Raw genomic sequence first — 12,143 nt, 5'->3', positions numbered from 1 at the left:
ATTTTTAAAAATTTTGTGGTGGTTTCTAGATTGTTAAGTACGTCCACGTCTTGCAATCACATCAGCTAATGTAATAAGTTGCTCGTGCGTTATCTTTCCGGATACCTTTTCTTTTATAATTTTTTCCATTTCCTTTGTAACAGTCATGCCTTCTATTTCTAGACTCGCTTTGGCCGCCTCGAAAGCTTTATTTAGTTCTTCCTCGTTTTTGAATGTCATAATTTGAGTTACCCCCTTCAAATCATTTTTTTACTCTTTTAATACAAGAAAGGTAATATCATCCCATTTCCTCTCTAATTGTAAAGTAGTTTTTTCAATACTAGCCCCTGTTAACAAATCATATCCTTCAATCTCAGCTACCAATTGTTTCTTTTTACTCTTTGGATTCATATCTTTGTATAAGATGTATAACTTATTACCATGTACTTGTATATCAGAAATCCCTTTATCCTCTCTAGTGATTTTTGTATTTTTGTCACTTTGTAATGAATATGTACGTATGATGTTCAAGTTCTCATCTAGCTCTTTCACTTTTTCATCATTATTTAAAATATACACCTTATCTTCAATCACCTGCACTAAAACAGGTATGAATTGCTTGTCATCTAATACCGTTTCTTTTTCTACTACTTTAGTTTTCGGGTTTATCATCATTAATTTAGAAGGCAGCTTTTGATTTACATTATCACTTAATGCGAGTATTAGTTTATCTTTATACTTTTGAAAAATTACTTTTTGAGGAGTTGGTGCAAAATACACATTTTCATTAGGAATTTCAAATTCGTTTGTTTTTTTATTTGTGACCAAATCTATTTCTGAAATATATACTTTATCTAGCGTTTGTGAAAATGCATATATATGATTCTCAATAATATGCGCACCTTGAATCGTTCCCTTTAGTTCTACACTCTCTTGCCTTTTGTCACTCTCTTGCCTTTTGTCACTCTCTTGCCTTTTGTCACTCTCTTGCCTTTTGTCACTCTCTTTCCAATATACAAGTTCACTTGTATATCCCTTCTTTTCGTCTACCAATCCAATATTCACATCATAATATACATATCCTTGTTCTGCATGTATAAAATATGCCCCTGCGTTTACATCTTGTAATTGTTTCGGTCTACTGATTTCTTGCATCTTACCAGTCTTATCAATTGCATAATGATTGTTATTTCTATTTGATGAAAAGTAGTATCCCTTTTCATCTTTTGCATTGCTCATCATACTTTGACCATCTACTTCCATTTTACTAATCGTATTTCCTTTCTTATCATATGCATATATGTAACTACCGGCTTTCATGGCATTTGAATAGGATACGAGGTAATCTGCTTTTTGAATGTCTTTAAGTTCTGTATCACTTTTAGAACAGGCTACAAAAAGGAACATCGTACATATGACGATTATGGTCAATGAATTGCATTTCTGGAACATATCATCACCTCACATATATAATGAGAGCAATCAACATAAAAATGCTGATTGCTCTTTGAAATATTTTATTAACTTGAGTATGAAAGAGTTTTTTTTACATATCGTTTGTTCGCATTATCATCTGTCAAAAATGAAGTTGTGTAATGAATAATATTCCCGTTATCATATGTGAATATATGCTCTAACTTATTTTCTTCTGTTAATACTATTGGTAAGTATTTTGGTAAATTGCTAACTACACCTCTATTATCCTTATTTAATATCCAATCAATTTCTTTCCATTCTAATAATCCTTCCGCCGTACTTAATGGCGTGTCCATATGTACTCCATCTGGCAGATCAGCAAGGAATACATACATTCCTTCACGCCCCTGAGACTCGTCCTTACTTTTAAAAACGACATTCCCTTTATACGTTACACTTGGAAGATCTATGCCTGTTTCCTCAAGCGTTTCTCTAATTATTCCTTCATATGGCGTTTCATTATCTTCAATTTTTCCACCAACACCATTCCACATTCCCATATTCGGCTTTTTATTTCTATTCAATAAGAGTATTTTATTTCCTTTTCTAATGAAACAAATTGTGTACTTGTACATACAATCATTTCCTTTCATTTTCACATGAGTTATTTGGCTTATTTTTAAGTAAAAACACTCGCCTTACAATTCCTTACCACATAGTATATAGTACAACTTTCATGCGTAAATACTTTACGTCAAACGAGAGAATCCTTTATAGAAAGGAGAATTTAAAATGGATAATATAAGCAATGAATTTCTAAACCAATATTACGACAGCCTTGTGTGGCTTAAAGATACACACTGGTTCGGTGTTCCAATTTGTAAACTTCCCTCTGATCTCTTTTTGTATCAAGAAATCATTTATGAATTAAAGCCCGATTTAATTATTGAATGCGGGACATTTCATGGTGGTAGTGCACTATATTTAGCTTCTATGTTAGATTTAATTGGAAAAGGTCACGTACTTACTATTGATCTAACTCCGCAGCCAAATCGCCCATCACATAATCGGATTACGTATTTAACAGCTTCTTCTGTTTCTGTACAGGCCATCCAAACAATAGTAAGTATGCGCAAACCTGATGATGTGATTTTAGTTATTTTAGATTCTGATCATAGTAAAGAGCATGTATCCAAAGAACTTTTACTATATAAATCTATCGTCACTACTGGAAGTTATATGATTGTAGAAGATACATCTATTAATGGAAATCCGCTTCTTCCCGATTGGGGGCCTGGCCCAATGGAAGCGGTTGAAGAGTTTTTAGCTACAAACAACAATTTCATAATCGATGAATCTAAGCATAAGTTTTTCATATCATTTAATCCAAAAGGTTTTTTAAAGAAGATAAAGTGAAACGTTAATAAGTGGGGATAGAGAAACCCCCACTTATTCTATGATCTTCATTTTTGAAAAAGGATAATATACAAATTCCACTTTGCCTATTATATTATCTTCTTCAATATATCCTAAACCATTTCGACTATCTCTACTAAGTTCACGATTATCTCCCATTACAAATAATTTATTTGGTGGGATTTTTGTCTTTTGAAAGTTATAAAACACTTGTGTATTATTGAATAAATCTTTATTTGTATACGGTTCTTCTTGTTTTTTATCATTTACATATACAGATCCATTCGTTATGTTAATTACGTCACCAGGAAGTCCTATTACTCGTTTCACATAATATTTCGATTCATCCTCTTCCTTTATAATGACAATTTCTCCATGCTCTAAATCGGAAAAGTGTACTGCTGCTTTATTTACAAATACGTAGTCTTCTTCATATAAAGTCGGTTGCATTGATTTCCCTTCCACTTTACATAAAGTAAAAGAATGATAGGCTACTACCAAAACAAACACGAAGAGTATGTATTTCCCCCAACCTCTTTTAATCTCCTGTTTCATATCCATTCCCACCTTATTCAAACGCTTTTTAAATCAAAAAATATATCACTGCACCATATATCTCCATGCAGTGATACTATTTTTACTGGGCCTTGTTCGGCTGCTCTACTGGGACTGGATTTCCACCTGCTCTTTTCGCTTTCAATTCAAAATACGCATCCAAAATCTCTTTACCAATCGCGGAATTAATTCCTGATTTGTCATCATTCACCCATGGTACAACAACTGAAAAAGCTACTTCCGGATCAGCATCATACGGCGCATAACCGGCAAGAGTTAAATTATAACATTTTTTTCGATTATTGTTTTCATCTCTTCCAATTTCACTTTCTCCGCCATACACAGTTTCAGCTGTCCCTGTTTTTCCAGCTGGTTTATACGGTAATCCTTTAAACGTTGCAGTACCTGTTCCGTCATTCTCTTGAAAAACTCTTCTAAATCCTTCTTTTACATGATTAATGTATGAAGTGTTCATATCTACTCGATTTAAAATAACTGGTTCAATAGATCGAATAACTTTTCCAACATCCTCTGGTCTATGTGGTTGCTCTCTCACTTCTTGCACAATTTGCGGTTTCATTCTGTAACCACCGTTTGCAATGGTTGAAATATATTGAGCAAGTTGAAGCGGCGTATATGTATCGTATTGTCCAATCGCATAATCAAGTAAAAAACCAGGTATGTTATCCGTTCTACCCATTTGACCAATCGATTCATTCGGCAAGTCAATACCAGTCGGTACACCTAAACCAAATTGTCTAAAATAGTATCGCATTTTATTAAATGTTTCTTGTTTAATGTCTAATGGATTGTTTGGCACATAATTTATACCTGCCATTTTTAATGCTGTATTAAACATATATACGTTTGATGAAATTTGTAAAGCTCTTAAATCATCAATATCACCAAAGTCTTTCCACGATTTCTTCGGCTTAGAGCTTCCTTTAAAATACATGGGTGCATCAAAGAAATGCGTATACGGCTTAATTGTGTCAGTTTGATAGCCGGCTAATAATGTAGCCCCTTTCACAGTTGACCCTAACTCATAAGAACTTGTCATCGTCCCTAAAGCATAGTCTTCTATTTGCATCCCGCCATCTTTATTTACAATTTTCTTTCCTGCCATCGATAAAATTTGACCGTTTTTCGGATTCATCATTACAACGAATGCACGATCCATCATCGGCTCTGCAGAATGAAATGCTCGTAAATTCTTTTCAAGACTTTCCTCTACTTTTTTCTGTAACTCCATATCTACTGTTAACATTAAATTATTTCCACTTTTTCCTTCAGTCACTTTTTCTGTCCGGATTATATTTCCTGCTTTATCTGTAATGCTTCTAGATTGCTCTTTCGTTCCATGTAATGCGTCTTCATATTGCTTTTCGATGTAACTCTTACCAATGCGGTCATTTCGGTTATAATCACGTACTAAATAATAATCTAATTGTTCCCTTGGCAATCCTTCATTTTCAGTAGAAACGCTACCAAGAATAGAACGAAGTATTTTATCATTTGGGTATTCACGTTCCCAGTCCACTGTCGTATCCACTCCTGGCAAGCTTGCCAATCTTTCACTTACGACTGCATATTCATTTTGACTTACATCTTTTTTAATGATTTGCGGCGTCATTTTATATCCCGCATTCATCTTACTTTTAATTGCTAGTACTTCTAGATCCTCTTTTGAAAGTTCGCTTAATTCTTCTTGTGTAATTCTTTCCCTACGTAACTCTTCAACTTTTTTATCTAATTCTTTCCCTTCTATCTCCTGCTTCCTAAATTTACTCTCATCTTCTTTCGTTACTTTTGCTGCTGCCCGCTTTTCATTTAACTGCATCCAAAAATCTTTTTTATCTGTTTCTGTTAACTTGTCTATATCCTCTGGCGACATTTCAATTAACTGGGCTAACTGTCTTGCTACTTGTAAAACTTCTTTCGAATCTACTCCTTTCATTTTCGTATATGTAACGGTTCGTAGTGGTTTGTTATTTACAATCACCTGACCTTGTCGATCAAACATTTTCCCTCTAGGAACAGGTGTACTTACCGTTACATCTTCCTTTTTGTTCACTTCATTTCTATACGTTTCTCCATCAATGATTTGTACTTTACCTAATTGAATTATAATAGCTGAAAATAAAAGAAAGACGATAAAAAATAGTACATTTAACCGAAAAGGAATATGAGTCTTTTTCTTTTTCGATTGTTTCTTCTGCTCCTTTTTCTGTCTCATTTCGCTCCCTCGCTTCATTCTATTAACATTTCTACATGGAACCATTATGTATCAAATTTATTTATATGATATATATAGAATTTTATATTAATTATAAAAGAAATAAAAGATTTAATTTTCAGTTTTTTAATTTTATATCCTATTTATTACCATTCCCTTAATGCACAATAACATGAATATTATTCCAAAAGAAAAATGGTACAAATTTATTTTTATACCATTAGTTTACATTTATTTGTATACTAAAGAAATAAATTCATAAAAGACATTACTTAAGGAGAGAACGAAAATGACAGATTCATTTACAATACATACTAATGCGCCCCATTGTTTAAACTTTATGATTTATATTCAAAATATTTATCTCAACCAAAAAGAGAAAAAAGGAAATTTACGTTTTCCTTACATAGCAAGACAATTCAATTTCTCTACTAACTTTGAAGCAAATTTCAAAGAATTATGGCATTCACTTCGCAAACAAATTGCTAATGACAAATATGATTCGCAAATTTTTTATGATGAAAATCATATGTTTTATGAGAAGCTTTTTGATAATCATTTATGTAATGAAGAATTATTCAAAGAATTAATATGTAGTTTTAAAGTATGGTGGACTAGCATAGCAGGTCAGCTTTCATTAGAGTGGTCTGTAAGTGAGTATAGTACGCAACTTTATAATGACTTAGTTTTATACCTAAGGCAGCACCAAATAGAACCTTTACAACAGCTACATATTAGCTTACTTTATGACGACTGTATATTCGTTAAAGAAAACATTTCTTTCTATTCGGCTATTTTGCCAACTAAAACCTTTTTTATAGGTTATAGAGATGTGGTTGCTACATTATCGAAATGCTTTAAACTGTGATTCTCCAAATAAAAAACTGAGGCGGATACCTCAGTTTTTTTGATAATTTATTTTATTGAAGATAATCCTTCAACAAATTCACCAATCTTATTTTGAAAAACATAATCAAAGTTATATTCTTGCCCTGTTAATTCTTCATTTACTAAGATGGTTGTTGCTCCTACTTCTCTCTTTGCAATTTGCGGGAATGAAGCGACTGGTTGTACTTTTAGTGACGTTCCCATAACGATAAGCACATCTGTTTCATATAAACGTTTGACCGCATTTTGATATTGCGGCAATGTATCTCCGTATAAAACAACGTCTGGATTTAAAATGAAATTACACTTCTGACAGCGCGGCACTTCATGATCAATCATATACTGCAAATCATATCCCGTTTTACACTTCGGACAATGTGCTGTTTGAAGCGTTCCATGTAAATCAATAACATGTTTACTACCACCTAATTGATGTAAACCATCAATATTTTGCGTTAAAATCGTAATATCTTTCCCTTGCTCTTCTAGCTCTGCTAAAAAGCGATGCCCACGATTTGGTTTATATTGATGAAACGTATTGATTTGAAAGATTTCTTTATAATGCTTCCAAAATTCTTTCGGACTTCGGTTATAGTACCCTCTTGATAAGTACATCTCCACATTCGCATCAGCATACAATCCATTTGCCGAACGAAAATCTGGTATACCACTTTCCGTACTTGCACCAGCTCCTGTTAATACTGTAATTTTCTTCGCTTTTTCTAAAATCAAACGTACTTCTTCAAATTGTTGCACAAAAATCACCTCTATGTATATTGCTATACTTATTATACCAGTTGTTTACAGGAGATGTCGTGCAATTCATTCTACTTAATGCGTCGTGCCACCAACCTCTACAATATCCACCTCAACGGTCGTCGTTACCTCAACTGCCAACTCTATCCCTTTACGAATAGTAGAAAGTGACATACTCGGTTGCCCTGGATAATTACTCGCTTGCTCTGGTAAAAACGGAATATGAACAAACCCGCCTTTTATTTTCTGATCCTGTTTCTCTAGTTCATGCATGAGACCATAGAATAAGTGATTACAAACGAATGTACCTGCAGTTTGTGAAACGGAAGCCGGTATGCCCTCTTCCTGTAGTCTTTTTACAATTGCTTTCATCGGAAGTGTAGACCAATAAGCAGCTGGTCCTTCTTCTACGACCGGTACATCTACCGGCTGGTTTCCTTCATTGTCAGCAATTCTTGCATCATCAATATTAATTGCGACACGCTCTATCGTAATATTTGGTCTGCCCCCAGCCTGTCCGATACATATAATTATTTCTGGGTTTAGTTCATCTATATATTCTTTTAAAACTTGTATTGATTTATGAAATACAGTTGGGACTTGTTTACTAATAATCTTATATTCTCCGATTGTTTTTTCATGCAAACTTTTTGAAACTTCCCAAGCTGGATTGATACTTTCTCCGCCGAACGGATCGAATCCTGTTAATAATACTGTTTTCATAGTTTTATCCTCCTAATTAGAAACGATATACAAGGCCGTACATAATAAACATATTAATAATGAAAATGGAAAGAGCAATTGGTACCTGTGCTTTAATAACGGCATTTTTATCTTTTAGTTCTAACAGCATTGCCGGAACGATATTAAAGTTTGCTGCCATTGGCGTAAGTAGCGTTCCGCAATATCCGGCAAACATACCAAGCGCTGCCATAATCGCTGGGTTTCCTCCGTGCATTTGAACAATTAAAGGTAAACCAATTCCGCCAGTAATAACGGCAAACGCTGCGAAAGCATTTCCCATTACGACTGTGAAAAGCATCATTCCTAAACAGTACGCCATAACAGCAACGAACGGATACTCTGTCGGTAACACTTGGCCGACTAAATCAGAAACGACTTGTCCAACGCCAGATTTTGCGAAAATACCGCCAAGTGCCGCTAACATTTGTGGTAAAATAACAGCCCAGCCGACAGCTTGTAATAGTCTACTTCCTTCTTGCACAGGAGTTGTTATCTTCGATTTTGTAATGCGCATCGCCGCAACGAATGCAAGTAATGCTCCTAATGCTAATGCTACTAGCGTTACTTTATCTGGATCAACAAGGGAGACATTTCCCCATTTAATTTTTCCTAACGTTAACGTACCGATAATTGTAAAAATAGGTATTAAAAGTGCAGGCATAAAAATTTTGTTTTTTAATTTCTCAGCATGTTTCACACGTTCTTGTACTGGAACTTCTTTCTCCTCTGATTTTGTTACTTTATTTAGTGAAGCTAATACAACCATAGCGAGTACAATACAGCCAACGTAAAACGAAGGGATTACATTTCCAAATAAAAATGTAACTGCAAACAATGCCCAAAATAAACTAGAACCAAATCGGTTTGGATGTTCACGATCAAATGCGATACGAACTGCGATAAAGGCAACGATTATACCTAATACATAATAGATTGTATCCATTGTGATGATGTTCATTTTATATTGCCTCCTTCTCTTCTTTTTCTTTTGATGTCATCGTTTTCGCTATATATTTATCAAACCTTTTAAATCTAATCCAGCTTACGATAAGTGCAGATATTGCAGTTGGAATACCCCAAAGCGCCATATCCCATACACCTACATGCATACCTACTGAATCGAAGAATCCTTTCATTAATAGAATCGCACCAGTTGCGATAAAAATATCTTCTCCGAAAAACCAAGCTGTATTTTCCGCAGCCGCTGCATTTGCTTTAATCTTTTCTCTTAATTTTTCAGGGAGCTTACCGTATTTACCTTGCGCAGCCCCTTCCGCCATCGGTGCAACGAGTGGTCTTACCGTTTGCGCATGACCTCCAATATTCAGTCCAAGTGCTGCTGATGATTCTCTTATCGTAAAATATGACATTAATACTCTTCCAGTTGTTGCACCTTTTGATTTCGTTATAAGTGCTTCTGCTCTTTCTTTCAAACCGTAACGCTCTAAAATTCCGATTACCGGTAAAGTTAGTATGATAGGCATAGACATATATCTATTTTCTATGAAAAATTTACCGAACATGCTGATCACATCATAAAAGCTTAATCCTGAAACCATCCCCGTAACAATACCTGCAACCATAACGACTAATAGTGTATTTAATCTAAATAAAAAGCCCACTGCAACAAGTAATATCCCGATTAATTTCACCAATTCCAACACTTCCCCTCATTATTTTATTTCGGTGTGCATATAGAAATCTCATTATTTTCGAATGTTCTGTATATTCTTCTCGCAAATTGTACAGCTTTCTCTCCATCACCATGTAAACAGATCGTCTGCGCCTGAACTGCTACTTTCTGCCCGTTCACCGAATTTACATAGCCTTCTTTCACCATTTGAAGCACTTGCTTTATCGCTTCTTCTTCATTTTTTATAAGCGCATTTTCTTCCGTACGACTCGTTAATGTTCCATCTTGCTTATACGTACGATCTGCGAAAGCTTCTTGTACGAAAGTTATATTGTATTTTTCCGCAGCCTGTATAAACGCCTCGCTATTTGCTAATCCGTAAAGTGATAGACTTGAATTCATATGATATATTGCCTTTGCAATTGCATCTGCAATTTCCGGATTAGTTGCCGCCATATTATATAGAGCACCGTGTGGTTTCACATGATGCATCTTCCCGCCAGCTGCTTTTACAAAACCGTCTAATGCACCAATTTGATATAGAACATAATCATATACTTCACTTGCTGGAACGTTCATGTTCCTTCTACCAAATCCAATTAAATCTGGAAATCCGGGATGTGCCCCTATCGCAACGTTATGTTGCATTGCCTTTTCAACTGTTTGCCGCATAACGGACGGATCACCCGCATGAAAACCACATGCAACGTTTATAGAGGAAACGAACGGAAGAATTTCATCATCATTCCCCATTTTATAAGCGCCAAAACTTTCTCCTAAATCACAATTCAAATCAATTGTAGTCATGATATTTCCCTCCTGCACTCAGCTTCGTAAAGCGATGAACTTTTTTAATAGATTCATATTTACTTCTTTTTCTATGTACAATTGTTCCGCTTCTTCAAGCGTAATATTCTCAAATGATACATAGTCCCCTGGTTTTAACTGGGCAAGAAGAGGTAAATCTACTGAAATGATACTTCCCATTCTCGGATAACCACCTGTCGTTTGCCTATCTGCCATTAATATAATTGGCTGTCCACCATTAGGAACTTGAATGGTTCCAAATGTAACAGAACTCGATAAAATCTCTTTTTCAACGGCTCTATTTAAAATTTCTCCCTCAACCCTATAGCCCATACGGTCAGCGTAATTAGATACTTTATACTCTTTCGTAAAAAATGCCTTTTTGCTTTCTTCTGTAAATTGATCATATTCAAAACCAGTTATGACGCGAAGTTTAGGATACTTCTTATATTTTGGTAGTACGCTACTGCTAATTGCCCATTTTGTTTTTATGCGCTCACCCTTTTGTAAGCCTTGCATGAAACGATGAGCCATTTCTGATCTTTCCCCAAGTTGAAAATAGTCTCCTTTTTTCAGCATTCTTCCTTCCATACCACCAATCGCAGCACGTATGTAAGTACTTTTGCTTCCCATCGTACGATCAATATAGATACCACCTGCAAAAGTCACATACGCTCTGCAACCACTTTTCACTTTTCCAAAGCAAAGCATACTACCTTCTTCCGCTAAAATGGGACGCCATAATGGTATACGCTCCCCATTTAGTAACGGTTCCATATCCGCACCGCCAATCGCAAGTAACGTCGTTTTCTTTATTAACAATTTCGGTCCCATAATCGTCATTTCAAGTGCCGCTTCATTCTCTTCATTACCAACTAACATATTAATCATCCGAAGTGCACTTTGATCCATAACCCCGCCAACTGGCACACCGTATTGTTGATAATGAGATCGTCCTAAATCTTGGACTGTTGTAAACATCCCTGCATGCAAAACTTCTACATCCATTCTTTAGCCCCCTCAAGTGAAACGTACTCTTCCTTCGTTATTGGGATAAATCGTAAATACATACCGCTTTGAATAAAGGTTGGTGTTTCTTCTTCCGGATTAAATAAGGAGATTGGTGTTCGGCCAATAATATTCCATCCACCCGGTGTTTCAAGCGGATAAATACCTGTTTGATTTCCGCCGATTCCTACCGAACCAGGAGAGATTTGTAACCGCGGTATTTCTTTTCTAGGTGTTTCTAGTTCTTTTGATAGTCCTCCTAAATATGGGAACCCTGGTGTAAAGCCTAACATATATACAAAATACGTTGTTTCACTATGTATGCGAATCACATCTTCTACTTGTAAACCGTGATAATGTGCGACCTCTTCTAAATCAGGTCCATACTCTCCCCCGTAACAAACGGGTATAGAAATATGTTTCACATCTCGTTTCAGCTCTTCCTTATACGTATCTAACATTCTAACTATGTATTGGCATACGTAATCATACGGTCTTATCTTTCTATCATTTCCCTTCCATACTTCATACAAATTATAGTAAACGGCCAATGAAGTAAATGACGGAACGCATTCAATCATTCCTGTAAACGGATGTTGTTGTAACGCTTGAAATAGTCGTTGTACTTTTTCGTATACATCCATCCCGATTTCTTCACCAAATGTAACAATAATTGCTTGATCCCCTAACGCAGAAAATTTCATC

14 protein-coding genes are annotated in these 12,143 nt (G+C 35.3%); 2 read left to right on the top strand and 12 right to left on the bottom strand.

Translation table 11 applies throughout. From position 1 onward, the window contains the following. Positions 1 to 33 precede the first annotated feature (33 nt). The 3 genes from MR147_RS04815 to MR147_RS04805 all read right to left on the bottom strand — a co-directional run bounded on the left by MR147_RS04815 (position 34) and on the right by MR147_RS04805 (position 2,030). Entirely contained in the window at positions 34 to 219 is a 186-nt protein-coding gene (locus tag MR147_RS04815; RefSeq protein ID WP_000143190.1) for an antitoxin VbhA family protein, read from the bottom strand. Between the two features lie 30 nt (positions 220 to 249). Then, entirely contained in the window at positions 250 to 1,431 is a 1,182-nt protein-coding gene (locus MR147_RS04810; protein ID WP_242303714.1) for a hypothetical protein, read from the bottom strand. 68 nt (positions 1,432 to 1,499) lie between these two features. Next, positions 1,500 to 2,030, bottom strand: a complete 531-nt coding sequence (locus MR147_RS04805; protein WP_074609502.1) for an NUDIX hydrolase — start codon at positions 2,028 to 2,030, stop codon at positions 1,500 to 1,502. A gap of 157 nt (positions 2,031 to 2,187) precedes the next feature. On the opposite strand from MR147_RS04805, the gene MR147_RS04800 reads away from it, so the two are divergent. Next, a complete protein-coding gene (locus MR147_RS04800; RefSeq protein WP_080493756.1) occupies positions 2,188 to 2,811 on the top strand; it encodes a cephalosporin hydroxylase family protein in 624 nt (207 codons plus the stop codon). Between the two features lie 33 nt (positions 2,812 to 2,844). On the opposite strand, the gene lepB is transcribed toward MR147_RS04800, so the two are convergent. Together lepB and MR147_RS04790 are read right to left on the bottom strand one after the other, a co-directional pair. Next, the gene (gene lepB, locus MR147_RS04795) at positions 2,845 to 3,366 is read right to left on the bottom strand and encodes a signal peptidase I (protein ID WP_000806883.1); all 522 of its coding nucleotides are present in this window, start codon (positions 3,364 to 3,366) and stop codon (positions 2,845 to 2,847) included. An 82-nt stretch (positions 3,367 to 3,448) separates the two neighbouring features. Continuing rightward, positions 3,449 to 5,602, bottom strand: coding sequence for a peptidoglycan D,D-transpeptidase FtsI family protein (locus MR147_RS04790; RefSeq protein ID WP_242303713.1), 2,154 nt, complete (start codon positions 5,600 to 5,602; stop codon positions 3,449 to 3,451). 289 nt (positions 5,603 to 5,891) lie between these two features. Here MR147_RS04790 and MR147_RS04785 point away from each other — a divergent pair, with 289 nt between their 5' ends. Further along, positions 5,892 to 6,470, top strand: a complete 579-nt coding sequence (locus MR147_RS04785) for a hypothetical protein (protein ID WP_242303712.1) — start codon at positions 5,892 to 5,894, stop codon at positions 6,468 to 6,470. 47 nt (positions 6,471 to 6,517) lie between these two features. Here the strand turns inward: MR147_RS04785 and MR147_RS04780 are convergent, their stop codons facing one another. The 7 genes from MR147_RS04780 to pxpB form a co-directional block, all read right to left on the bottom strand. Continuing rightward, on the bottom strand, positions 6,518 to 7,246 hold the full coding sequence (locus MR147_RS04780) for an NAD-dependent protein deacylase (protein WP_242303711.1): 729 nt from the start codon (positions 7,244 to 7,246) through the stop codon (positions 6,518 to 6,520). Between the two features lie 75 nt (positions 7,247 to 7,321). Beyond that, positions 7,322 to 7,969, bottom strand: a complete 648-nt coding sequence (gene pcp, locus MR147_RS04775) for a pyroglutamyl-peptidase I (protein WP_074609496.1) — start codon at positions 7,967 to 7,969, stop codon at positions 7,322 to 7,324. Positions 7,970 to 7,985: 16 nt separating this feature from the next. Continuing rightward, positions 7,986 to 8,948: a DUF979 domain-containing protein gene (locus MR147_RS04770; RefSeq protein WP_001021658.1), complete on the bottom strand. Its 963-nt coding sequence runs from the start codon at positions 8,946 to 8,948 to the stop codon at positions 7,986 to 7,988. Between the two features lies 1 nt (position 8,949). Then, a complete protein-coding gene (locus tag MR147_RS04765; RefSeq protein WP_000239801.1) occupies positions 8,950 to 9,645 on the bottom strand; it encodes a DUF969 domain-containing protein in 696 nt (231 codons plus the stop codon). Between the two features lie 23 nt (positions 9,646 to 9,668). After that, positions 9,669 to 10,430: a 5-oxoprolinase subunit PxpA gene (gene pxpA, locus MR147_RS04760; RefSeq protein ID WP_242303710.1), complete on the bottom strand. Its 762-nt coding sequence runs from the start codon at positions 10,428 to 10,430 to the stop codon at positions 9,669 to 9,671. Positions 10,431 to 10,448: 18 nt separating this feature from the next. Further along, positions 10,449 to 11,438 (bottom strand): 5-oxoprolinase subunit C family protein, encoded by a 990-nt coding sequence (locus MR147_RS04755; RefSeq protein ID WP_242303709.1) that lies wholly within the window; start codon positions 11,436 to 11,438, stop codon positions 10,449 to 10,451. Continuing rightward, positions 11,429 to 12,142 carry a 5-oxoprolinase subunit PxpB gene (pxpB, locus tag MR147_RS04750; protein ID WP_242303708.1) on the bottom strand — a complete coding sequence of 238 codons (714 nt, stop codon included), beginning with the start codon at positions 12,140 to 12,142 and terminating at the stop codon, positions 11,429 to 11,431. Before pxpB ends, MR147_RS04755 begins: the two co-directional genes overlap by 10 nt. Position 12,143: the final 1 nt, after the last annotated feature.

It is taken from the genome of Bacillus cereus group sp. BfR-BA-01350 (assembly GCF_022663775.1).
Taxonomy (GTDB): Bacteria; Bacillota; Bacilli; order Bacillales; family Bacillaceae_G; genus Bacillus_A; species Bacillus_A paranthracis.
This window is presented reverse-complemented; position numbering and strand designations above follow the sequence as displayed.